Here is a 21,827-nt window from a genome sequence, read left to right on the forward strand (position 1 = left end):
CAAGGCACTGCTGGTCTCTGGCCGCAGTGGCCATAAGCCATTGAAGAAACAGTTCCACAAAGATCCCGGAGACAGCTGTGCAGCAAGCAGGACCCAGTGTGAAAGTCCAGCTGAAAATGCTCGACGACGGCCTCGAAGCGCCGTCTTACGCCCACCCAGGGGATGCCGGCGCCGACCTGCGGGCCCGCGTCGACGTCGAACTGGCGCCCGGGGAGCGGGCACTCGTGCCCACCGGCGTGGCAATTGCCCTGCCGTTTGGCTACGTTGCCTTGATCCATCCGCGCTCCGGACTCGCCACAAAGCACGGGCTCACCATCGTCAATGCCCCCGGTACCGTAGACGCGGGTTACCGCGGTGAAATTTCAGTCACACTGTTAAACACGGACGCCGCGGAACCCATTCGGCTCAAGCGCGGAGACCGGATTGCGCAAATGGTGATCCAGCGCGTCGAGACCGCGGAGTTCGAGCCCGTAGCTGAGCTCTCCGATTCGGTCCGCGGGGCCGGCGGGTTTGGCTCCACCGGCGGATTCGGCACAGCAACGGCCTAGGCCGCTATATCCCGGGTTCAACGGCCCGGACCACAGAAAGAAACGAGGACCAGGCGATGGCATTTGGACGCCGCAGGAAAGACCGGGCGGAAACCGGGTACGTGCCCCAGGAGCAGGAGACTGACACTGAGGCTGCAGAAACCGGCACCGGCCCCCAGACCGGCCCGTTCGACGTCGCCGACCGTCCCTCCGAGGAGGGCTACGTTGACCTCGGTGCGCTTCGCATCGCAGCCACTCAGGGGCTCGCGCTCCGCCTTGAAGTGGAGGAGAAGACCAAGCGCGTCGTTGCCGTGACGCTGGATATGGACGGCTCCAGCCTCCAGCTGCAGGCTTTTGCGGCGCCGAAGTCGGAGACACTTTGGGATGAGATCCGCGGGCAGATCGTGAAGTCCGTGTCCTCCCAGGGCGGCACTGCTGACGAGCTTGAGGGACGGCTGGGCACTGAGCTTCTGGCCCGTGTCCCGGCCCAGGCCCAGGACGGATCGAAGGGCTACCGTGTGGCCCGGTTTGTGGGCGTTGACGGGCCGCGCTGGTTCCTGCGCGGGGTCTTCGGCGGTCCCGCAGCCATGAACCCGGAAGCAGCGGCTCCGCTGGAAGAGGTCTTCCGCAATGTGGTGGTGGTCCGCGGCGACGCTCCGCTTCCGCCCCGCGACCTGCTGCAGCTGACCCTGCCCCGCGACGCGTCCCCGCTGCCCAAGCGCGGCGAAGAAGCAGCCAAGCCGGAGCCGCCGAAGCGCGGACCGGAAATCACCACCATTGGCTAAGCGGATGCCGCCGGTGGCCGGTGCTTCCGCCCGGCTGCGCATTGCGGACCTCCCCGTGCGGGGGCGGGCGCACAGCAGCGGCTACGTTGAGTCCGTGACTCTTGTGCCTGCCGATGCCGCGCCCCGCTTCACGGCGATCCTCGCCGACCTGCAGGGCGCTTACCGAGACCCCGCAGCAGCACATGCCCGCCGGCGGGTCCGCCTCATCTGGATCGGCCAGCGCCGAATTCCCGGCATCGTGGCCGGAACCCAGGTAGCGTTCGAGGGCATGGTCAGCACCGTCGGCGGCCAGCTCACCATCTTCAACCCGCGTTACGAAATCATTGGACGTCCGGAAGGCAGAATATGAGCACCAGCCCAGAATCTGAAGGAAACGGCCGCCCCGACGGCCAGCCTTCGATGAGCGAGCTGGCCGGACAATATGCCGCGCGCTCCGGCGTCGAACGCGGCGACGACGGTCAGATCGATGTCCTGAAGTCCGTAGGCGGTGTCCGCGGACTGGCGGAGGCGATTCTTCCCGGCCTGCTGTTCACGCTGCTCTACACCGTTACATCCGGCCTGTATCTCTCGCTGGGTGCCGCCGTGGTTGCCGCAGGCGCGTTCGCCGTCGCCAACCTTGTGCAGAAGCGGCCGCTGGTGCAGTCGCTGACCGGCGTCATCGGCGTCGCCATCTGTGCAGTGTTTGCCCTGCGAAGCGGAAGCGGAACCACGTTCTTCCTGCCCGGTTTCTACCTCAATGGCGCGTACATTCTGGCGTTCATCGTTTCCGTGGCGGTCAAGTGGCCAGTGGCCGGACTGCTGTTCGGCTTTATCCGCGGAGAGAACGTGTCCTGGCGGAACGAGCCCAAGCGGCTGAGGGCCTACACCCTGGCCACCTGGATCATCATCTCCGTTTTCGCGCTGCGCCTTGCCGTGCAGCTGCCGCTCTACCTTGCGGACAACGTGGCTGCGCTGGGCACCATGCGGCTCGCGATGGGCGTGCCGCTATACGCGCTGGGCCTTTGGCTGGCCTGGGTCATTTCCCGGCCGGCTGCAGTCCGCGAACCCTAGTCCTTCGGGGCCAGCAGGTCCCGCAGGTCATCTTCCGCGGCGATGGTGGTGACGAAGAAGAGTTCGTCGCCGCCTTCAATCACATCGTCGGCGCTGGGCGTGATCGGAGCGTCATCGCGCAGGATTGCCACCAGTGTTGAGTCCTGCGGCCACGGTACGGAGCCCACCCGGGCACCGACCATCGGCGAAGCGCCCGGCACGGTGAACTCCACCATCGAGGAGACACCGGTCTGCAGGGTCAGCAGGCGCACCAGGTCACCTACCTCGACGGCCTCCTCAACAAGTGCGGTCATCAGCCGCGGTGTGTTGACGGCAACGTCCACGCCCCAGGAATCGTCGAACATCCAGTCGTTCTTGGGATTGTTGACGCGTCCCACGGTCCTGGCCACGCCGAACTCGGTCTTGGCCAGCAGCGAGACGACGAGGTTCACCTTGTCATCTCCGGTGGCGGAGACCACCACGTCAGCCAGGTCCAGCTTCGCGTCCTTGAGTGTGGAGAGTTCGCAGGCGTCGCCGATCAGCCAGGAAGCGCCGTCGAGTTCGCTGCGGTCCTCGGTGCCCGGTTTCTCATCGATCAGGAGCACCTCGTGGCCGTGGGAGAGCAGTTCCTTCGCGATCGAGGATCCAACGCTGCCGGCCCCGGCAATCACAACCTTCACGGGTTCTCCTTCGCGGGCGGAGCCGAGAGCACGCGGCTGATCTCAGCGGTTCGTTCAACGTGCATCATGGCGTGCAGGACGTCGCCCTGCTGGTAGCTGGTATCGGGGCGGGGGAGCACCCCTTCGCCGAAGCGGGTGATGTACGCGATCCGCACCCCGGCGGCGGACTCCACCTCGTGCAGCGGCCGCCCCAGCCAGGACGGCTCCAGGGAGAGTTCACCCAGGATGAGCCGCCCGGAGGATTCGCGGAAGTCACCGTTGATGCTCTGTTCCGGCAGGATCCGCCGCAGCACCTGGTCCGCGCTCCAGCGCACGGCAGCCACCGTGGGAATGCCCAGACGCTGGTAGATCTCGGCGCGTCCCGGATCGTAGATCCGCGCGACCACGTGCGGAACGTGGAAGGTTTCCCGGGCAACCCGGGTGGAGAGGATGTTTGAATTGTCCCCGCTGGACACCGCAGCGAAGGCATAGGCCTCTTCGATCCCGGCCTGTTCCAGGGTGGTGCGGTCAAAGCCGACGCCGGTGACCCGGGTGCCGCTGAACGCCGGACGCAGCCGCCGGAAGGCACGGGGATCCTGGTCGATGACAGCCACCGAGTGCCCGGCATTGTCCAGGGTGTGCGCCAGCATGGCGCCGACCCTGCCGCACCCCATGATCACGTAATGCGCCACCGTGTCCTACCTCATGTTTCTGCGCGGGAATCCCCGCCGCTGCCGTAACCCGCTCCGGGCCAAAGGAAAGCATAGTCGGGTGTGCAGCTGAAATCGTGGTGTGATGGTGTTTTAGCACCAACACGGAAGTTCGAACGCACTATGACCCCCGAAACCCTGCCCGGCGCGAATCCTCCCCGCGATCTTGAACTGACCATCGGTCCGGCCGCCCACGGCGGGCACTTTGTTGCCCGGCACGAGGGGCGTGTGGTGTTTGTCCGCCACGGCCTGCCCGGGGAGCGTGTCCGTGCCAGGCTCACCGATGCGGGTGAGAAGGCGAAGTTCTGGCGTGCCGACGTCGTTGAGGTCCTGGAGGCTTCACCGGCCCGCGTGCCGCACTTCTGGGCACCGGCAGATGCGCTCAAAGCCGGAGCACGCGGTCGCCTGCCTGTGGGCGGTGCCGAATTCGGGCACATCGACCTGCCTGAACAGCGCCGGCTCAAGGCGGGGATCTTCGCCGAGCAGCTAACGCGGCTCGGCGGCGTGGACCGCGAAATCACTGTGGAAGCTCCGGAGAATGAGAGCCCCGACGGCCTGGGCTGGCGGACCCGGGCCAGCTTCTCCGTGGCACCTGGCGGCCGCCTGGCCATGCACCCGCATCGTTCCGAGGACCTCATCCCCGTCCAGGAAATGCCGCTGGCTTCCGCCGCCATCAATGCCCTCAAGCTGTGGGACGTGGACTTCACGGGCGCTGACCGCGTGGAGGTGGCCGCCCCCGCTGCCGGCGGTCCGCCGCTCGTCCTGGTCATTCCCTCCGCCGGAACCCATCCCCGGACCCTGGCCCGGATCGCGTCCGAAGTTGGCGCCGCAGCGGACGCCGGTGCCGGTGAAACCGTCTCCGTGGCCGCCTGGAACCCGGAGAGCCACGAACTGACCCGGCTGCGGGGCCGCACCTGGGTGCGCGAACACGCAGCCGGACACGAGTACCGTGTCACCGGTGCGGGCTTCTGGCAGATCCACCGCAGTGCCCCCCAGGTGCTGGTGAACGCCGTGCTCCAGGGACTGGATATCCGTGAGGGTGAACGCGTCGCCGACCTGTTCGCCGGTGCCGGCCTCTTCACGGCGCCGCTGGCGGACGCCGCCGGGGCTGCCGGGCACGTCCTCTCAGTTGAAGGTTCTCCCGGCACCAGCAGGGATGCCCGGAAGAACCTGTTCGCCGCTCCCCAGGTCGAAGTAATCCAGGGCCGCGTGGACCGGGTGCTGCGCACCCATGAAGGCCGCCTCGACGCCGTTCTCCTGGACCCGCCGCGCACCGGGGCCGGCAGGGTGGTAGTGGACCAGCTCAACGCCGCCAACCCGCGCGCGGTTGGCTATGTTTCCTGCGATCCGGCGTCGTTCGCCCGTGACCTGGCCTGGTTCCGGGAAGCCGGCTGGGAACTGGACACCCTCCGCGTCTTCGACCTGTACCCGCACACCCACCACATGGAGTCCTTCGCGGTCCTGCGCCGCCCGTAAGACGCCGCTTAAAAGGAGCCTCCGGTGCGGTGTGGGGCGAGCCATATTCCGGTATCCGGCGCGGTGAACGGTCCAGCGGACGCGCATCCGGCTAGGATGGGAACAGTTGTCCGGCTCCGTGCCGAAGGGATTCCCGCCATACGTTTGCACGGCAGGGGGGACTAGCCAGCCCGGGAAATCACCCACCATTTCCCGGCCGGGCCCAACAGCTGTGCCGGTTAGGAAATCCTAACTAGCGTGCGGCGGATCACTGGACAAAGATAAAACGGTGGCGAGAGGAGTCCTGTTATGAGTAATGTGGACAGCTTCGGATCCAAAGGCGTCCTTGACGTCAACGGAAACGAATATGAAATTTTCCGGCTGAATTCCGTCGAGGGCGCCAAGAGCCTTCCGTTCAGCCTCAAGGTCCTGCTGGAGAACCTGCTGCGCACCGAAGATGGTGCCAACATCACCGCGGACCACGTCCGTGCCCTGGCCAAATGGGACGCAGACGCAGAGCCCAGCACTGAAATCCAGTTCACGCCTGCCCGCGTGATCATGCAGGACTTCACCGGTGTTCCCTGCATCGTTGACCTGGCGACCATGCGTGAAGCAGTGGCCGACCTGGGCGGCGACCCCAAGCGCGTCAACCCGCTTGCACCGGCCGAAATGGTCATTGACCACTCCGTGCAGATCGATGCGTTCGGCAACGCCGGCGCACTCGAGCGCAACATGGAGATCGAATACCAGCGCAACGGCGAGCGGTACCAGTTCCTGCGCTGGGGCCAGACCGCGTTCGACGACTTCAAGGTCGTTCCCCCGGGAATGGGCATCGTCCACCAGGTCAACATTGAGTACCTGGCCCGCACCGTCATGACCCGCGAAGTTGACGGCGTACTGCGTGCCTACCCGGACACCTGCGTCGGCACCGACTCCCACACCACCATGGTCAACGGCCTGGGCGTGCTCGGCTGGGGCGTTGGCGGCATCGAAGCCGAAGCAGCAATGCTCGGCCAGCCCGTCTCCATGCTGATCCCGCGCGTTGTCGGCTTCAAGCTCACCGGTGAGATCCCGGCCGGCGCCACCGCCACCGACGTCGTCCTGACCATCACCGAGATGCTGCGCAAGCACGGCGTCGTCGGCAAGTTCGTGGAGTTCTACGGCGAGGGCGTTGCCTCCGTGCCGCTGGCCAACCGCGCCACGATCGGCAACATGAGCCCCGAGTTCGGTTCCACCGCCGCGATCTTCCCGATCGACGACGTGACCCTGGACTACCTGCGCCTCACCGGCCGCTCCGAGGAGAACGTAGCCCTCGTGGAGGCCTACGCCAAGGAACAGGGCCTCTGGCACGATCCCTCCAACGAGGTCAAGTACTCCGAGTACCTCGAGCTGGATCTGTCCACCGTGGTTCCCTCGATCGCCGGACCGAAGCGTCCGCAGGACCGCGTGGAGCTCACCAACGCCAAGCAGCAGTTCCGTGCCGACCTGAAGAACTACGTGCACGAGACCGTTGAGGCTGAGAACGGCACCGTCGACGAAGCACTGGAAGAGACCTTCCCCGCCTCTGACGCTCCGTCCTTCGCCGAGGGCAGCACCAAGATCCAGGACAAGGAACACGACCTGGTCAAGGAATCCGATGCTCCCGCCGAGCGCTCGGTGAACAAGGTTCCGGTCACCATGGCCGACGGCCGCAGCTTCGAGCTGGACCACGGTGCCGTGACGATCGCCTCGATCACCTCCTGCACCAACACGTCCAACCCGTCGGTCATGATGGCAGCGGCCGTACTGGCACGCAACGCCGTCGAAAAGGGCCTCGTCGCCCAGCCGTGGGTCAAGACCTCGATTGCACCGGGCTCCAAGGTAGTCACCGACTACTACGAGAAGTCCGGCCTGATCCCGTACCTGGAGAAGCTCGGCTTCTTCGTTGTCGGTTACGGCTGCGCCACCTGCATCGGCAACTCCGGTCCGCTGGAAGACGAGATCTCCACCGCGATCAACGAAGCCGACCTTGCTGTCACCGCAGTGCTCTCCGGTAACCGCAACTTCGAAGGCCGCATCAACCCGGACGTGAAGATGAACTACCTGGCTTCCCCGCCGCTGGTAGTCGCCTACGCCCTGGCCGGTTCCATGGACTTCGACTTCGAGAACGACCCGCTGGGCCAGGACGCTGAAGGCAACGACATCTTCCTGAAGGACATCTGGCCGAACCCGTCCGAGGTCCAGGAGATCATCGACGCGTCCATCAGCCAGGAAATGTTCACGGATTCCTACGCCACCATCTTCGAAGGTGACGACCGCTGGAAGTCCCTGCCCACTCCCGAAGGCGCAACCTTCGAATGGGATTCGGAGTCCACGTACGTCCGGAAGCCCCCGTACTTCGAGGGCATGAAGGCACAGCCGGAGCCCGTCACGGACATCGAAGGTGCCCGTGTACTGCTCAAGCTGGGCGATTCGGTCACCACCGACCACATCTCCCCGGCCGGTTCCTTCAAGTCGGACACTCCGGCAGGCAAGTACCTCCTCGAGCACGGTGTAGCCCGCAAGGACTTCAACTCCTACGGTTCCCGCCGAGGCAACCACGAGGTGATGATCCGCGGTACGTTCGCGAACATCCGCATCAAGAACCAGCTGCTGGACGGCGTTGAAGGCGGTTTCACCCGCGACTTCACGCAGCCCGAAGGCCCGCAGAACACCGTGTACGACGCATCGGTGAACTACCAGGCTGCCGGCACCCCGCTGGTCGTCCTGGCCGGCAAGGAATACGGCTCCGGATCTTCGCGTGACTGGGCAGCCAAGGGAACGGCACTGCTGGGCGTCAAGGCCGTCATCGCCGAGAGCTACGAGCGCATCCACCGCTCCAACCTCATTGGCATGGGCGTGCTTCCGCTGCAGTACCCGGCCGGCGTCAACGCCGAGTCCCTGGGCCTGACCGGCACGGAGACCTTCTCGGTTGAAGGCGTCACTGAACTGAACAACGGCAACACCCCGAAGACCGTCAAGGTCACCGCGGTGCCGGAGAACGGTGAAGCCATCACCTTCGATGCGGTCCTGCGCATCGATACCCCGGGTGAGGCTGATTACTACCGCAACGGCGGCATCCTGCAGTACGTGCTTCGCCAGATTTCGGCAAAGTAGGCCTGCACAGCCCCTAAGCACAGCGCCCGGTTTCCTTCCGTATGGAAGTAAACGGGGCTTTTTGCGCTTCTGGGGAAACCCGGGGCACGGGGCAGGCGTTAGAGTTAAAAGCTGTGACGGTGCGTTTGCCCGTTGCCTATAACGCAAGGGAGGCGCCCTCTTGGGACTTCTGGAAACCATCCGTGATCCGCGGGACCTCAGCAAGCTGAGCAGCTCCCAGCTCTCAGCCCTGGCCGAGGAAATCCGTTCCTTCCTCATCACGAATGTGGCCCAGACCGGCGGGCATCTGGGACCAAACCTGGGCGTCGTTGAACTCACTATGGGCATCCACCGGGTCTTCGACTCCCCACGGGACAGCATCGTCTTCGATACGGGCCACCAGTCCTACGTGCACAAAATCCTTACCGGCCGCCAGGATTTCTCCACCCTCCGCCAGCAGGGCGGGCTCTCCGGATACCCGGCACGGGCCGAATCCGTCCACGACATCGTTGAAAGTTCGCACGCTTCCTCCTCCCTGTCCTGGGCCGACGGTATCTCCCGTGCCCGGCAGCTCAACGGCGAAGGCGACCGCTACACGGTTGTGATGGTGGGCGACGGCGCCCTCACCGGCGGGATGGCCTGGGAAGCCCTGAACAACATCGCTGCCGACCAGAAGCGGCGCGTGGTGATCGTTGTCAACGACAACGGCCGTTCCTACGCACCCACGATCGGCGGCGTGGCAGACTACCTGGCGTCGCTGCGGCCGACCATCGACGCCGTGCGCACCCACCACATGTATGAGAACACCATGGACTGGTGGAAGGGCCGGCTGCAGAGCTCCGGTCCGGTGGGCCGGTTCACCTACCACAGCCTGCATGCAGCCAAGAAGGGCATCAAGGACTGGTGGGCACCGCAGGGACTCTTCGAGGACCTCGGCATGAAGTACGTTGGGCCGATCGACGGCCACGACCTGGCAGCCGTTGAGCAGGCACTGGAGAAGGCCAAGAACTACGGCGGACCCGTGATCGTCCATGCGATCACCGAAAAGGGCCATGGCTACGCCCCGGCCCGTGCGCACGTGGAAGACCAGTTCCATGCCGTCGGCGTGATTGATCCGGAAACCGGCGCACCTGTCTCCGCCGGGGGCAAGCAGTCCTGGACCTCCGTCTTCGCCACCGAGATCGCAGACATCGCCGACGAGCGCAAAGACATCGTCGGCATCACCGGCGCCATGCTTATTCCCGTGGGACTGCACCGCTTCGCCGAACGGCATCCGGAACGCGTGTTCGACGTCGGCATTGCCGAACAGCATGCCCTGACCTCCGCTGCCGGAATGGCCTACGGCGGGCTGCATCCCGTCGTCGCGCTCTACGCCACGTTCCTGAACCGGGCGTTTGACCAGCTGCTGATGGACGTCGCCCTGCACAAGGCCGGGGTGACGATCGTGCTTGACCGCGCCGGGGTAACCGGACCGGACGGCGCCAGCCACCACGGCATGTGGGACATGTCCATGCTGCAGATCGTCCCGGGACTGCACCTTTCCGCACCGCGGGATGCCACCCGGCTGCGCGAAGAACTGCGCGAAGCCGTGGCCATCTCCGACGCACCCAGCGTGGTGCGCTTCTCCAAGGGAACCGTCGGGCCCGACGTCGATGCCGAGGAACGCACCGAGGACGGTGTGGACATCCTGGCCCGCCGCCCCTCCGGGGATGCCAGCAACGACGTGCTCATCGTCAGTGTTGGAGCCATGGCGGAAATGGCGCTGGAAGTGGCCGACAGGCTGGGCGCCCAGGGCATCAGCTCCACCGTGGTAGATCCGCGGTGGGTGCTCCCCGTGCCCCGCTCGATCGTCTGCATGGCCGCCGAACACCGGATCGTGATCGTGATCGAAGACGGCGTGCGGGCCGGGGGAGTAGGTTCCCGGATCCGCCAGGAAATGCGGGCGGCGGGCGTTGATACCGCCCTGAACGAGGTGGGCCTGCCGGTCGAGTTCCTGGACCACGGCACCCGCGCGGAGGTCCTGGAGCGGGTGGGCCTTACGGCCCGCCAGGTGGCCAACGACGTCGTCGCGCAGGTGCTGGGAACAAAGGTTCCCTTCGCCCGTCCGCTGCCCGGGCAGCAGGCGCCCACAGGACAGATACCCAAGATCAAGTAAGCCCCGCAGGCCCGGCGGGGCAAAGGAAAGCAGGTGGCTTTTATGCCGAACAACCTCCCTCCTCTCGCCGTCACGGGAGCCACCGGTGCACTTGGCGGTATGGTCGCACGTCTGCTGGGTGACGCCGGTATTCCGGTCCGCCTGCTGGCGCGGCATACGGCGCGGATCCCGCAGCAGCCGGATACCCCAACATTCGCAGTCTCCTATGCGGACAAGGAGCATGCCGAACGCGCGCTGCGCGGAACGCAGACCCTGTTTATGGTGTCCGCGGCGGAGAACCCGTACCGGGCACAGGACCAGCGTACGTTCGTGGATGCCGCCGTCGACGCCGGGGTGAAGCACATTGTCTATACGTCCTTTATGGGCGCGGCGGAGAACGACGTCTTCACCCTGGGCCGGGACCACTGGGACACCGAGCAGTACATCAAGGAACGCGGCCTGGCGTACACGTTCCTGCGTGACGCCTTCTACCAGGACATCCTGCCGTCCTTCGTCGGGCGCGACGGCGTCATCCGCGGCCCCGCCGCTGACGGGAGGTTCGCTCCCGTGGCGCGAACCGACGTCGCGCGGGCGGCTGCCCGGATCCTGGCCGATCCCGTGCCGCATGCCCACCGGACCTACACGCTGACCGGGCCCCAGTCCCTGTCCATGGCGGAGGTAGCCGAGATCCTCTCGCGCGTGACAGGGGAGCGCATCACCTACTACGCCGAGTCCCTGGACGAAGCCGTTGAATCACGCCTCGCGGCGGGAGCGACGCAGTGGCAGGCGGTGGCCTGGGCCACCAGCTACGCAGCCATCGCCACCGGGGAAATGGACCGGGTCAGTGACGACGTCGCGGAACTCACCGGTGCGGCGCCGGAGAGCTTTGAGGATTACCTGCGCAGCGAAGGCAAGAGTTCACCCTAAGGACTCTTCCCACCCGCAGGCGGCGTGGCTAGTGTCAACAGTATGGAACAGGCACAATCCGGTCCCGTCGAGGACTTTCTGCAGGAATGCACCATCACCGGCCTCAGCGAGAGCGAAGCCACCCCCGCGGCGGACTTGTACGGGATGTACATCATCTGGTGTGAGCAGGGCCAGCTGGACCCCGTATCCTCGAACTCGTTTTCACGCCAGCTGCGGCAGAGCGGTAACTATCCCCGCCGCCGCAACCACGAGAGCATTTATCCCGGGATGCTTCCCACGGGGCCAATTCCAATCCAGTACATCCTGGAAACGGATAAGCCTCCGAGCCCGAACGGTCCCATGAGCACCTTCGGTTCCTAGCCTGTCGCGGCCCTGGCTGCGCGGCGGCAATTGATAGCGTGGCAGGATGACCACCTACAACAGACTTGGCAATTCCGGGCTGACCGTTTCCACCGTCGGCCTGGGCTGTAACAACCTCGGCCGAACGGGTACCGTCACCGAATCCCAGGAGGGGACAGACGCCGTCGTCCATGCCGCGATCGACGCCGGCATCACCCTCTTTGATACTGCCGACACCTACGGTGCCGAACCCGGCCTGAGCGAAACCCGGCTGGGCAAGGCCCTGGGTGCCCGCCGCGGAGACATTGTCCTGGCCACGAAGTTCGGCATGGACATGCGGGGCGCCAACGGACCGGACTTCGGTGCACGCGGATCCCGCCGCTACATTGTGCGCGCTGCCGAAGCCTCCCTGCGCCGGCTGGGAACGGACTGGATCGACCTCTACCAGTTCCACACCCCGGACCCGCTGACCCCCATCGACGAGACCCTGGCCGCCCTGGATGACCTGGTTACCAGTGGCAAGGTCCGCTACATCGGCCACTCGAACCGTTCCGGCTGGCAGATCGCCGAAGCTGAGTTCACAGCCCGCATCAAGGGCAGCACCCGCTTCATTTCTGCGCAGAACCACTACAACCTGCTGGACCGCCGCGCCGAACTGGAAGTCACTCCTGCCGCCGAAGCCTACGGGCTCGGGGTGCTGCCGTACTTCCCGCTGGCCAACGGCCTGCTCACCGGCAAGTACAGTTCCGGTCAGGCACCCGAGGGAAGCCGGCTGACGCACTCGCGCACCAACCTGCTGCAGAACGCCGACTTTGACCAGCTGCGTGAGTTCGGTGAGTTCGCACGGGAATGTGGCCTGACCGAGGTGCAGGTGGCGTTCTCCTGGCTGGCCTCGCGTCCCTCGGTTTCTTCGGTCATTGCCGGAGCCACCAAACCGGAGCAGGTGCAGCAGAACGCCGAAGCAGCCTCGTGGGTGCCATCGGAGAAGGACCTTGAGGAACTGGACCGGATCTTCCCGCAGGTCCCGAAGGTTGCTCTGTTCTAGGAGTTCCTGGGCGTCGCTCTCGGTGCTGCCCTGGGCGCCGGGGAGCCCGGGACGGCGGCAACGAAACTCCTTTGCTCGCAGAGCTCGCACGGAGTATTAAAGCCGCCTTCCCCCGGGCCCTCCGGCCTGCGCTGTCGTGGCCTTCGCGCTTGAAACCCCGTGCCCTCCGGGGCCTCACGAAGGTTTGGTTGCGATCCCGTCCAGCCAGAGCGTGTCGGATTCGTCCTGGTGCGGCCCGGAGGTCCCCACATGCCTGGCATCGATCGAGGGGCCGTTCCGGATCACGTGCACCAGCGCCATCCCGTGGCCGCGGCCGAGTCCGTAATCGGTCTTCAGCCATTCAAGGATTTCACCGGCTTTAACGTCAGGCCTGTCGAAACCCTTTGCCCGGGCTTCGTCCACGAGCTGGCGGGGAGTCCGCCCCGTCTTTTTCTCGATAGTGTCCAGGTACGCCTGAAATGAGATTGTGTTCCCCTCACGGTCGACGGAAGATGGTGGGGCGATTCTAGATCGTTGACGTTCAGTGGTTGCCGGCCGAACGCTAGGCATTCCGCTGTATTGAGCGGCGCTCCAGCAGCGTGCCGGCTCCGGGCCCGGACAGCTCATCGTCCCGGACCGGCCGTCCGGAGACCGCGAGCAGCAGCGCGATGGAAGACCCGCGGACCTCGGCGCCGCTGCCGTGCCGGAAGGCGCCGTCGTCCGCTGCCAGCCGCAGGCCGTCCACCAGTTCCCGGCCGCCGCCGATTTTCACGGAAGCCGCCGACTGGTGGTCCAGGGCTACGGCGACAGCATCCAAGGGGTACCCGCGGACAATCCCCAGCGGCCGGCGGATGTCCTCACCGTGGACCAGTGCTTCAACCAGTCGGGTGGCGCGGGGCGCCGGGGGTCCGCTGGTCCGGTGCTGAACCGAGCGAAACGCCTCCAGGGTTTCAGCGGGACTGTTTCCACGGTGCTTCCGGATACCGGCGTCGTTGCTGCGGTCGAAGTCGAAGCGGGCGGTAATCATGCCGCGCAGGAACCCCAGCCGTGTTGTCAGAGCTGTGTCCAGCAGGTGTGCGACGACGTCATGCACGGTCCAGCGGGGACACAACGACGGCGTCTCCCATGCATCGCCCGGAAGGTCCGCCAGGTCTCTAACCAGCGCACGGCGTTCCTCGTGTACTGCCGGCCAGACGAAAGAGCTGCTTCGGGATGCCATGACCGGTAGTCAACCAGAGCAGGCGCTAGTTGTGCAGCGCCGGTGCGGTGTTCTGCAACGCCAAGGGGCGGCAGAATGCCGTTCCGCCGCGGACGATAGAGACTACTTCTCGTCCAGGGTCGCCTCGATGCGGGCCAGCAGACCGGCAAGGAGCGCCCGCTCCTTCGGACTCAGCCCGGCGAGGATCCTTTCCTCAGTCTCGAGATGGTCCGGCAAGGCCCGGTCGATGAGTGCGAGTCCGTCCGCCGTAAGCGCGACCCGCTTGCCCCGGCCGTCGGCCGAGTTTTTGGTACGGGAGACCAGGCCGCGTTCCTCCAGCCGGTTCAGCCGCTGCGCGATGGCGGCAGAGGTGACCATGGTGCTGGCCGTCAGCTCCGACGGGCTCAGGGTGTACGGAGCGCCGGACCGGCGCAGGGTCGCCAGGACGTCAAAGGCAGCCGCGTCGAGTCCGTGTGCGGCAAAGGTCCCTGCCAGCCGGACGTCCGCCTTCCGGGACACCCGGGAAATACGCCCGACGACGGCCATCGGGGAGGCGTCAAGATCCGGCCGTTCCGCCGTCCACTGAGCCAGGATCTGCTCTATCTGGTCCTTCATGGATTCCAACTTATCCGCTTGGACACCAATCACGCCGTTGGTGAAACCCGGCACGATTCACTGAACCGGAAGCAGGCTGCCTGTTAGCGTCGATGGGTGAGCACTCAACCCGCTGTCCAGTCCGCTCCCACCTCCACGTCCGATCCCGCCGGCAACGGTATGGTCCGTGTCCGCGGTTCGCAGGAGAATAACCTCCGCAGCGTCGACGTCGACATTCCGCGAGACGCGATTGTTGCCTTTACCGGGATCTCCGGTTCCGGCAAGTCGTCCCTGGCGTTCGGGACCATCTACGCGGAGGCACAGAAGCGGTACTTCGAATCGGTTGCGCCGTATGCGCGGCGCCTGATTTCCCAGGGCCACAATCCCAAGGTGGAGGCTATTACGGGCCTGCCTCCCGCCGTCGCGCTCCAGCAGCGCCGCGGCACTGCCAGCTCACGGTCAACGGTTGGCACTCTCACCACGCTTTCAAATTCGATGCGGATGCTCTTCTCCCGCGGCGGCACCTATCCGGCCGACGCCGAGCCCGGCAGCCTGGATTCTGACGCGTTCTCACCCAACACGGCTGCTGGCGCGTGCCGCGAGTGCTCCGGTCTGGGCGTTGCCCACACCGTCACCGAGGAGTCCCTGGTCCCTGATCCGTCCCTGACTATCCGGGAAGGGGCCATTGCTGCCTGGCCTGGTGCCTGGCAGGGCAAGAACCTGCGGGACATCCTGATCCACCTCGGTTACGACGTCGATGTGCCCTGGCGGAAGCTGCCGAAGAAGGACCGCGACTGGATCCTCTTCACCGAGGAGCAGCCCGTGGTCACCATCACTCCGCAGCGCGACCGCGTAGCCAAACCGTACAAGGGCCGCTTCTGGAGCGCCCGCAGCTACGTGCTGCATACGCTGGCCGATTCGGGCAGCGCGAAGATGCGCGAACGGGTCCTGGAGTACATGGTCTCAGGACCCTGCCCGGTCTGTGGAGGAGCGGGCCTGCGCCCTGAGGCACTGGCTGTCACCTTCGCCGGCCGCAACATCGCCGAGCTCAACGGAGCAACCCTCGGCGAGCTGGCCGAGATCATCCGGCCGACGGCGGAACTCAAGGCTGCGGGCACTGCCTCCCGATCGGCGGCATCCAACGAGGACACCGAGGTTGCCGTCACCATCACCCGTGACCTGCTGTCCCGGCTGGAGATCCTGATCTCCCTGGGCCTGGGCTACCTCAGCCTTTCCCGCGCGACCCCGACTCTCTCGCCAGGGGAGATGCAGCGGCTGCGCATCGCCACGCAGCTGCGCTCGGGCCTGTTCGGCGTCGTTTACGTGCTGGATGAGCCGTCAGCGGGTCTGCACCCGGCGGATGCCGAACCGCTGCTGGCCGTTCTGCAGGAACTCAAGGACGCCGGGAACTCAGTGTTCGTCGTCGAGCACAACATGGACGTGGTCCGCAGTGCCGAGTGGATCGTCGACGTCGGTCCGCAGGCCGGCGACGGCGGCGGCACCGTGCTCTACAGCGGCCCGGTGGCAGGACTCGCAGACGTACCGGACAGCGCCACCCGGCCGTTCCTCTTCGGGGAAGCCGCAGATACGGTTCCCGCCCGGCGCCGGGCCGAGCGGTGGCTGTCACTGAAGGGCATTTCGCGGCACAACCTGCGGGAGCTCGACGCCGATATCCCGCTCGGCGTGCTCACCGCCGTCACCGGCGTATCCGGCTCCGGTAAATCGACTCTGGTCAGCCAGGTCCTCGCCGAAGCGGTAGGCACCCAGGTCAACGGAGCGCCGCCGGAAGCTGAGGACGACGACGAAGCCCGGGACGCCACTGACGACCCCGGCGTCCAGGTGCGGCGCATTCAGGGTCTTGAACACCTGGACCGGCTGGTGAAGGTGGACCAGCGGCCCATCGGCCGGACACCCCGCTCGAACCTCGCCACCTACACCGGCCTGTTCGACAATGTGCGCAGGCTCTACGCAGGTACGGACGAAGCGCGGGCGCGCGGCTACAACGCCGGACGGTTCTCCTTCAACGTTGCCGGCGGCCGGTGCGAAACCTGCCAGGGCGAGGGATTCCTCGCCGTCGAACTGCTGTTCCTGCCCGGCACCTACGGTCCCTGCCCGGACTGCCACGGTGCCCGGTACAACGAGGAGACCCTGGAGATCACCTACCGCGGCAAGTCGATCGCGGATGTCCTGGGCATGCGGGTGGAGACTGCGGCGGAGTTCCTCGCCGATGTTCCGGCCGCAGCCCGCAGTCTGCGGACCCTGCTCGACGTCGGCCTCGGTTACCTAAGGCTCGGCCAGCCGGCAACGGAACTGTCCGGCGGTGAGGCGCAGCGCATCAAGCTGGCCACAGAGCTGCAGCGTGCCCGGCGCGGGCACACGCTCTACCTTCTGGACGAGCCGACCACGGGTCTGCACCCGCAGGACGTGCAACTGCTGCTGGCCCAGCTCAACCGGCTGGTGGACGCGGGAAACACCGTGGTGGTGGTGGAGCACTCGATGAACGTGGTGGCCTCTGCTGACTGGGTGATCGACATGGGTCCGGCGGGCGGCGACGACGGCGGCCGGATCATCTGTGCCGGGACCGCCGAGGAGGTGGCTGCCTGCGAAGCGTCGCGGACGGCGCCGTACCTTGCTGCGGCACTCGAACGGATTCACTGAACGTCGAGCACGCGGCAGGAAGCTTCGGAACGGCGGTTCGGCCGGAGGGTTCGGAACGGCGGCAACGAAACTCCCCGCTCGCAGAGCTCGCAGGGAGTATTAAAGCCGCCTAACCCGAACCCTCCTGCCGCCCATACTGGCCCGGGAGGGTCGGTTTGTGCTCGGGGCGCATGACGATTCCTGGTGTATTCTGCCGGCCAGGGGTTGCCTGCACGCCCTCCGGCTGTGTGGGAGGGCAGTCTCACGGGGAGGCACAGATGCCGGCTGTGGAGCCAAAGATGACGCTGCTCGCTGCGGGGCGTGGTCGTCCCGGCATTCGTGCGAACGGACTGTTGTGAGTGTCCAGCCGGTTGTGCGGTCAGGCCGGCCAACCCTGCTGGTTCTCTGGGCCGTGATGTTCACCTTCATCCCCGTGCTGCTTGTGGTGCTGAGCCCGGTGATGTTCCTTTCATCAATGGCCCGAGGACGGAGCGTCCTGTCCGAAGCGCTCTTCCTACTGCCATTCCTGGCGGCGACCGCTTGCGCTGTCGTCACCGGAGTCCTTGCGCACAGGGCTGTCACGGGCCGCAGGGCCTGGACCATGGCCCTGAGTACGAGCGGCCCGAAGATGCTCCCGGGATCTGTCATTGGGCCCGGAGCTGATTCACAGTATCCGTAGCCGGACAGCTCGTCGTACGCGTGGACGAGCATCTGCCGGGCCAAAACGCCGTAGGTGCCGTCCTTGATGCCTGGCCGGGGCGGTTCTCCCGGTGCAGCTGGTCGTGCAGGAACCAGCGCTTGATGGTTGACAGCAGCTGACCGCTCGGAGAGAGTTCGGCTATGACCAGACAGGAAGCACTTCCACTGCGCGTCGCCCTTGGAGCCATAGCCTGTGCTGCGGTATTTGCCCAGGTCATGCTGCCGCTTCTGGCCGGCGGGTACGCCGCGGCCTATCCGCAGGCCGCCAACCTCGCCGTTCCCTATGCCGCCGCGGCCATTGCAGCGATTGCCTGCTTTGAAGTCGCCCTGCTTGCCGGGTGGCAGATACTTACGGCCGTGGTAGCGGAAGGCGCCTTGACCCTGAGCACGACCACATGGGTAAACGTCATGGCAGTTTCGCTCGGTCTGACGGGTATAACCCTGGCCGGGATATGCGCTCACGCCGGGTCTGTGGCGGCCGTAGGCGGACCGGCGATGCTGTTCGGGCTGGTTGCCGGCCTGGCACTCGTTCCAGGTGCGGTCGCGTTGCGGAACAGATTCCTGCAACTCAGCACCGAACCGGGCCCGGACCTGCGCAGTCCAGGGCACAGCATGTGAAAGGAGAAACCGAAATGGCTGCGACGGGAACCGCCAGGACGGCGGTGGATAGTGTGATGGCCCAGCTTTCCGCTCTTGAAGATCCAAAAATGCGGGCAGTGAATGAGAGACACGGCGACGACTACGGGGTGAACCTCAGTCGCCTCCGAGCCGTCGCCAAGGAACTCAAGACTCAGCACACACTGTCCGTCCAGCTCTGGCAGAGCGGTGACACTGCGGCACGTCTGCTGGCACTGCTGATCTGCCGGCCCAAGTCGTTCGAACAGGACGAACTGGATGCCATGCTGCGCGAATCACGCAGTCCCAAGGTGCAGGACTGGCTTGTGAACTACGTGGTAAAAAAGAGCCCCCATGCTGAGGAGCTCCGCCTTCGCTGGCTCTCCGATCCGGATCCGGTGGCCGCGAGTGCCGGCTGGGCGCTCACCAGTGAACGTGTTTCGAAGAGTCCCGAAGGCGTGGATCTCTCAGAATTGCTGGATGCCATTGAGGTGGACATGCGGGATGCTCCGGACCGGCTGCAGTGGGCCATGAACACCTGCCTGGCGCAGATTGGCATAGCCCATCCGGAGTTCCGCAACCGCGCCATCGGCATCGGGGAACGGCTTGAAGTGCTCAAGGACTACCCGACGCCGCCAAACTGCACCTCGCCTTACGCACCAATCTGGATTGCGGAGATCGTCCGCCGGCAGGCAGGGGAGTGAACCATGGGAACGATTTCCCTTGACCTGTTCCTGACGCTGGACGGCGTCTACCAAGGTCCCGGCGGTGCGGAGGAGGACACCTCCGGCGGCTTCACCCTCGGCGGCTGGCAGGCCGCCTTTGCCGACTCCGAATCCGGCAGTGCGATTATGGCCGGTATCAACCAGATGGACGCACTGCTGCTGGGCCGCAGGACCTACGACATCTTCGCCGGTTACTGGCCGCAGCGGGGGAACTCCAATCCCATCGCAGAGAAGTTCAACGCCATGGACAAGTACGTCGTGTCCCGGACCCTCCACGACGCAGACTGGGAAGGAACAGCTGTCCTGTCCGCAGCTGAAGACGCAGCCGCGTTGAAGGACCGGCATGAGGACATCCATGTTGTGGGCAGCGGCGCGCTGGCGGGAGGCCTGCTGGCTGCTGGAATCCTGGACCGGCTTAACCTCTTCCTGTACCCGGTGACGTTGGGGAGCGGCAAGCGCATCTTCCCTGACGGCGCCGGCGTTCCGGCAGCCTTCACCCTTGCCGCAGAACCGCAGGCTTTCCCATCCGGCGTTGTCCGCATGGTCTATGAACGTTCCGGGACTCCGGTGACCGGGCTCGACGCCGGTGACTAGCGGCGGTAATGACGGTTCCGGGCGGTTAGGATCACGGCGCCGATCGTCGCAGATATCATCGACCCCACAATCACGCCCACCTTCATGTGGTCCGAGGCCGCACCGGCAGGATCGTAGGAAAGTTCGCCAACCAGCAGGGATACGGTGAACCCGATGCCGGCGATGAACGACATCCCCACGATGTCGATCCAGGCCAGGGACTTGTCTATGGTGATCCCGCGCAGCCTCGTGATCAGGAACGTCCCGCCGGTAATGCCGATCGCTTTGCCGAGCACCAGACCCCCGATGATGCCCAGGGCGATGCTGTCTCCGAGGGACTCGAGCAGTCCGTTGAAGCCGCCGACCGTCACTCCGGCGGAGAAGAACGCGAAGACCGGCACGGCGACGGCGCTGGAGAACACGGACCACTTGTCCGCAAAGTGGGCCGCCAGGCCCTCGAAGAGCGGGGTGCCGTCTTCCCGGGTGCCGGCCGGGACCTTGGCGCGGCCCTTCGCAATGACGGGGACCATAAAGCCAAGCAGGACACCGGCCACCGTAGCGTGGATGCCGGAGGCATGGATCAGGGCCCAGACGCTCACGCCCAGGGGAATCAGCACCCACCAGGTCCGGACGCCGCGCTGGACCAGCACAGCGAAGACCGCCAGCGGCAGCAGGGCGGCCAGCAGCGGAAGGAACGCGATGTCATCGGTGTAGAAGACGGCGATGATGGAGATTGCCAGCAGGTCATCGACGACGGCCAGGGTCAGCAGGAAGGTTCGGAGTGCGGGCGGGAGCATCCTGCCCACCACTGCGATGACGGCTACAGCGAAGGCGATGTCGGTGGCGGCCGGAATCGCCCACCCGTTGAGGGCGTCTCCACCGGCATTGAGGTTGATCAGCGTGAAGATCAGCGCCGGGACGGCGACTCCGCCCATGGCGGCGACAATAGGCACGACGGCGGTGCGCGGGTCCCGCAGTTTGCCGGCGACGAACTCCTCTTTCAGCTCAAGGCCTACCACAAAGAAGAAGACGGCCAGCAGGCCATCCGCCGCCCAGGCAGCAACGCTGAGGTTCAGGTGCAGGGCTTCGGGGCCGAAGGAGAACTCCCGTACTGACTCATAAAAGTCAGCCAGGGGTGAGTTGGCCAGGATAAGGGCAATCACGGTCGCGCCCAGCAGGAGGGCGCCCCCGGTGGTGTCCTTGCTTAGGGTCTGGTGGACGCCGCGCCAGATGGAGTGCGGCCGCTGGTTTTCGGGTAGGGCAGGGGAAGAGTGGGACATGGCTGGTTCTTTCACGCGGGGTACCTGGGCATGGCAGAGCGCACCTGTCCGTCCTCAGATCAGAACGCAGGTGCTTAGCAGGTGCGTGGCGGCGGGCAGCCGGCAATTTCGCCGTGCGCGTTGGTGCCCCAGGAACTCATCCAGCCGTTGGTCCCGCTGGCCCGCTTGGCCAGCAGCAGCCGCTTCAGGTACGCCGTCAGCACCTGTGCAGAAGCACGGGTGTACAGAAGGCGGCGGGCAGTCATGGCATCCACTCTAGCAAGGTTACTGATAAATCCGGGCCGTGTGACGCCGTCTCCCGGGCTCAGGAAGCAGGGGACAGGACAGCTGCAGCCCTTTCCAGGGCCCCCGGGATGATGGCGTAATACGCCCACACTCCGCGCTTCTCGCGGCGCAGGATTCCGGCGTCTACCAGGATCTTCAGGTGGTGGGAGACTGTGGGCTGTCCCAGGCCAACGGGTTCAGTGAGGTCGCAGACGCAGGCCTCCTTGTTCTCCTGTGCGGCGATGATGGACACGAGGCGCAGCCGAGTCGGCTCCGCCACGGCCTTGAGCAGCTGGGCGAACCGCTGGGCGTCTTCGATGCTGAGTATTTCCTGGGTCACGGACGGGCAGCAGGCATCGGCGACGGGCTCGGGAGCTCTCTGGGCAGTGTCCACCGAACCATTATGCCTGAGATTGACATCCTTCGATATAAGGCGGGATAGTCGACATTGACGGATATCGATATAGGCCCCGGCCGCTCCTGGCCGCGCCAAACCCCTTCCCGCTGAGGAGCACTGTGCCCAACCCCGCCGCCGCACG

General features: G+C 65.7%; 22 protein-coding genes. 14 read left to right on the forward strand and 8 right to left on the reverse strand.

Annotation, left to right across the window (positions count from 1 at the left end):
- Positions 1-62 precede the first annotated feature (62 nt).
- The 4 genes from dut to TVC13_RS00225 are packed head-to-tail and all read left to right on the forward strand — an operon-like array spanning position 63 to position 2,362.
- On the forward strand, positions 63-548 hold the full coding sequence (gene dut / locus TVC13_RS00210) for a dUTP diphosphatase (RefSeq protein WP_422399385.1): 486 nt from the start codon (positions 63-65) through the stop codon (positions 546-548).
- A 56-nt stretch (positions 549-604) separates the two neighbouring features.
- Entirely contained in the window at positions 605-1,312 is a 708-nt protein-coding gene (locus TVC13_RS00215) for a DUF3710 domain-containing protein (protein WP_422399238.1), read from the forward strand.
- The gene (locus TVC13_RS00220) at positions 1,305-1,661 is read left to right on the forward strand and encodes a hypothetical protein (RefSeq protein ID WP_422399239.1); all 357 of its coding nucleotides are present in this window, start codon (positions 1,305-1,307) and stop codon (positions 1,659-1,661) included. Before TVC13_RS00215 ends, TVC13_RS00220 begins: the two co-directional genes overlap by 8 nt.
- Entirely contained in the window at positions 1,658-2,362 is a 705-nt protein-coding gene (locus TVC13_RS00225) for a DUF3159 domain-containing protein (protein WP_422399240.1), read from the forward strand. Before TVC13_RS00220 ends, TVC13_RS00225 begins: the two co-directional genes overlap by 4 nt.
- On the opposite strand, the gene TVC13_RS00230 is transcribed toward TVC13_RS00225, so the two are convergent.
- Both TVC13_RS00230 and TVC13_RS00235 read right to left on the reverse strand, forming a co-directional pair.
- On the reverse strand, positions 2,359-3,021 hold the full coding sequence (locus TVC13_RS00230; protein WP_422399241.1) for a potassium channel family protein: 663 nt from the start codon (positions 3,019-3,021) through the stop codon (positions 2,359-2,361). The two genes, TVC13_RS00225 and TVC13_RS00230, sit on opposite strands and share 4 nt — an antisense overlap.
- Positions 3,018-3,692 (reverse strand): potassium channel family protein, encoded by a 675-nt coding sequence (locus TVC13_RS00235; protein ID WP_422399242.1) that lies wholly within the window; start codon positions 3,690-3,692, stop codon positions 3,018-3,020. The genes TVC13_RS00230 and TVC13_RS00235 overlap by 4 nt, the downstream gene beginning before the upstream one ends.
- A gap of 141 nt (positions 3,693-3,833) precedes the next feature.
- Here TVC13_RS00235 and TVC13_RS00240 point away from each other — a divergent pair, with 141 nt between their 5' ends.
- From TVC13_RS00240 to TVC13_RS00265, 6 genes are all read left to right on the forward strand, one after another.
- On the forward strand, positions 3,834-5,186 hold the full coding sequence (locus TVC13_RS00240; protein ID WP_422399243.1) for a class I SAM-dependent RNA methyltransferase: 1,353 nt from the start codon (positions 3,834-3,836) through the stop codon (positions 5,184-5,186).
- Between the two features lie 288 nt (positions 5,187-5,474).
- The gene (locus TVC13_RS00245) at positions 5,475-8,300 is read left to right on the forward strand and encodes an aconitate hydratase (RefSeq protein WP_422399244.1); all 2,826 of its coding nucleotides are present in this window, start codon (positions 5,475-5,477) and stop codon (positions 8,298-8,300) included.
- 160 nt (positions 8,301-8,460) lie between these two features.
- Positions 8,461-10,434 (forward strand): 1-deoxy-D-xylulose-5-phosphate synthase, encoded by a 1,974-nt coding sequence (gene dxs, locus TVC13_RS00250; protein WP_422399245.1) that lies wholly within the window; start codon positions 8,461-8,463, stop codon positions 10,432-10,434.
- A 42-nt stretch (positions 10,435-10,476) separates the two neighbouring features.
- Complete coding sequence (locus TVC13_RS00255) at positions 10,477-11,340, forward strand: SDR family oxidoreductase (protein ID WP_422399246.1); 864 nt, start codon at positions 10,477-10,479, stop codon at positions 11,338-11,340.
- 42 nt (positions 11,341-11,382) lie between these two features.
- Positions 11,383-11,700, forward strand: coding sequence for a primase-like DNA-binding domain-containing protein (locus tag TVC13_RS00260; protein WP_422399247.1), 318 nt, complete (start codon positions 11,383-11,385; stop codon positions 11,698-11,700).
- Between the two features lie 46 nt (positions 11,701-11,746).
- Entirely contained in the window at positions 11,747-12,724 is a 978-nt protein-coding gene (locus tag TVC13_RS00265; protein WP_422399248.1) for an aldo/keto reductase, read from the forward strand.
- A 174-nt stretch (positions 12,725-12,898) separates the two neighbouring features.
- Here the strand turns inward: TVC13_RS00265 and TVC13_RS00270 are convergent, their stop codons facing one another.
- The 3 genes from TVC13_RS00270 to TVC13_RS00280 all read right to left on the reverse strand — a co-directional run bounded on the left by TVC13_RS00270 (position 12,899) and on the right by TVC13_RS00280 (position 14,516).
- A complete protein-coding gene (locus tag TVC13_RS00270) occupies positions 12,899-13,189 on the reverse strand; it encodes a DUF4287 domain-containing protein (protein WP_422399386.1) in 291 nt (96 codons plus the stop codon).
- A gap of 76 nt (positions 13,190-13,265) precedes the next feature.
- On the reverse strand, positions 13,266-13,922 hold the full coding sequence (locus tag TVC13_RS00275; protein ID WP_422399249.1) for a maleylpyruvate isomerase family mycothiol-dependent enzyme: 657 nt from the start codon (positions 13,920-13,922) through the stop codon (positions 13,266-13,268).
- A 102-nt stretch (positions 13,923-14,024) separates the two neighbouring features.
- Positions 14,025-14,516, reverse strand: a complete 492-nt coding sequence (locus TVC13_RS00280; RefSeq protein WP_422399250.1) for a MarR family winged helix-turn-helix transcriptional regulator — start codon at positions 14,514-14,516, stop codon at positions 14,025-14,027.
- 159 nt (positions 14,517-14,675) lie between these two features.
- Between TVC13_RS00280 and uvrA the strand changes: the two genes are divergently transcribed.
- The 4 genes from uvrA (at position 14,676) to TVC13_RS00300 (ending at position 19,765) form a co-directional block, all read left to right on the forward strand.
- A complete protein-coding gene (gene uvrA / locus TVC13_RS00285) occupies positions 14,676-17,153 on the forward strand; it encodes an excinuclease ABC subunit UvrA (protein WP_422399387.1) in 2,478 nt (825 codons plus the stop codon).
- A gap of 819 nt (positions 17,154-17,972) precedes the next feature.
- A complete protein-coding gene (locus tag TVC13_RS00290) occupies positions 17,973-18,449 on the forward strand; it encodes a DUF2975 domain-containing protein (RefSeq protein ID WP_422399251.1) in 477 nt (158 codons plus the stop codon).
- A gap of 14 nt (positions 18,450-18,463) precedes the next feature.
- A complete protein-coding gene (locus TVC13_RS00295) occupies positions 18,464-19,150 on the forward strand; it encodes a DNA alkylation repair protein (protein WP_422399252.1) in 687 nt (228 codons plus the stop codon).
- 3 nt (positions 19,151-19,153) lie between these two features.
- Entirely contained in the window at positions 19,154-19,765 is a 612-nt protein-coding gene (locus TVC13_RS00300) for a dihydrofolate reductase family protein (RefSeq protein WP_422399253.1), read from the forward strand.
- Here the strand turns inward: TVC13_RS00300 and nhaA are convergent.
- The 3 genes from nhaA to TVC13_RS00315 form a co-directional block, all read right to left on the reverse strand.
- Positions 19,762-21,024 (reverse strand): Na+/H+ antiporter NhaA, encoded by a 1,263-nt coding sequence (nhaA, locus tag TVC13_RS00305; RefSeq protein ID WP_422399254.1) that lies wholly within the window; start codon positions 21,022-21,024, stop codon positions 19,762-19,764. The two genes, TVC13_RS00300 and nhaA, sit on opposite strands and share 4 nt — an antisense overlap.
- A 74-nt stretch (positions 21,025-21,098) precedes the next feature.
- Positions 21,099-21,269 carry a hypothetical protein gene (locus TVC13_RS00310; protein ID WP_422399255.1) on the reverse strand — a complete coding sequence of 57 codons (171 nt, stop codon included), beginning with the start codon at positions 21,267-21,269 and terminating at the stop codon, positions 21,099-21,101.
- 59 nt (positions 21,270-21,328) lie between these two features.
- Positions 21,329-21,682, reverse strand: coding sequence for an ArsR/SmtB family transcription factor (locus tag TVC13_RS00315; protein ID WP_422399256.1), 354 nt, complete (start codon positions 21,680-21,682; stop codon positions 21,329-21,331).
- Positions 21,683-21,827: the final 145 nt, after the last annotated feature.

Source organism: Arthrobacter sp. 3Tela_A, from assembly GCF_049311025.1.
Classification (GTDB): domain Bacteria; phylum Actinomycetota; class Actinomycetes; order Actinomycetales; family Micrococcaceae; genus Arthrobacter_B.

Excerpts from the sequence above, each read along its gene's own strand:
- TVC13_RS00215 (WP_422399238.1), top strand. The coding sequence starts at position 605 with ATGGCATTTGGACGCCGCAGGAAAGACCGGGCGGAAACCGGGTACGTG.
- TVC13_RS00225 (WP_422399240.1), top strand. The coding sequence starts at position 1,658 with ATGAGCACCAGCCCAGAATCTGAAGGAAACGGCCGCCCCGACGGCCAG.
- TVC13_RS00240 (WP_422399243.1), top strand. The coding sequence starts at position 3,834 with ATGACCCCCGAAACCCTGCCCGGCGCGAATCCTCCCCGCGATCTTGAA.
- TVC13_RS00245 (WP_422399244.1), top strand. The coding sequence starts at position 5,475 with ATGAGTAATGTGGACAGCTTCGGATCCAAAGGCGTCCTTGACGTCAAC.
- TVC13_RS00255 (WP_422399246.1), top strand. The coding sequence starts at position 10,477 with ATGCCGAACAACCTCCCTCCTCTCGCCGTCACGGGAGCCACCGGTGCA.
- TVC13_RS00260 (WP_422399247.1), top strand. The coding sequence starts at position 11,383 with ATGGAACAGGCACAATCCGGTCCCGTCGAGGACTTTCTGCAGGAATGC.
- TVC13_RS00265 (WP_422399248.1), top strand. The coding sequence starts at position 11,747 with ATGACCACCTACAACAGACTTGGCAATTCCGGGCTGACCGTTTCCACC.
- TVC13_RS00275 (WP_422399249.1), bottom strand. The coding sequence starts at position 13,922 with ATGGCATCCCGAAGCAGCTCTTTCGTCTGGCCGGCAGTACACGAGGAA.
- TVC13_RS00280 (WP_422399250.1), bottom strand. The coding sequence starts at position 14,516 with ATGAAGGACCAGATAGAGCAGATCCTGGCTCAGTGGACGGCGGAACGG.
- uvrA (WP_422399387.1), top strand. The coding sequence starts at position 14,676 with ATGGTCCGTGTCCGCGGTTCGCAGGAGAATAACCTCCGCAGCGTCGAC.
- TVC13_RS00290 (WP_422399251.1), top strand. The coding sequence starts at position 17,973 with ATGACCAGACAGGAAGCACTTCCACTGCGCGTCGCCCTTGGAGCCATA.
- TVC13_RS00295 (WP_422399252.1), top strand. The coding sequence starts at position 18,464 with ATGGCTGCGACGGGAACCGCCAGGACGGCGGTGGATAGTGTGATGGCC.
- TVC13_RS00300 (WP_422399253.1), top strand. The coding sequence starts at position 19,154 with ATGGGAACGATTTCCCTTGACCTGTTCCTGACGCTGGACGGCGTCTAC.
- nhaA (WP_422399254.1), bottom strand. The coding sequence starts at position 21,024 with ATGTCCCACTCTTCCCCTGCCCTACCCGAAAACCAGCGGCCGCACTCC.
- TVC13_RS00310 (WP_422399255.1), bottom strand. The coding sequence starts at position 21,269 with ATGACTGCCCGCCGCCTTCTGTACACCCGTGCTTCTGCACAGGTGCTG.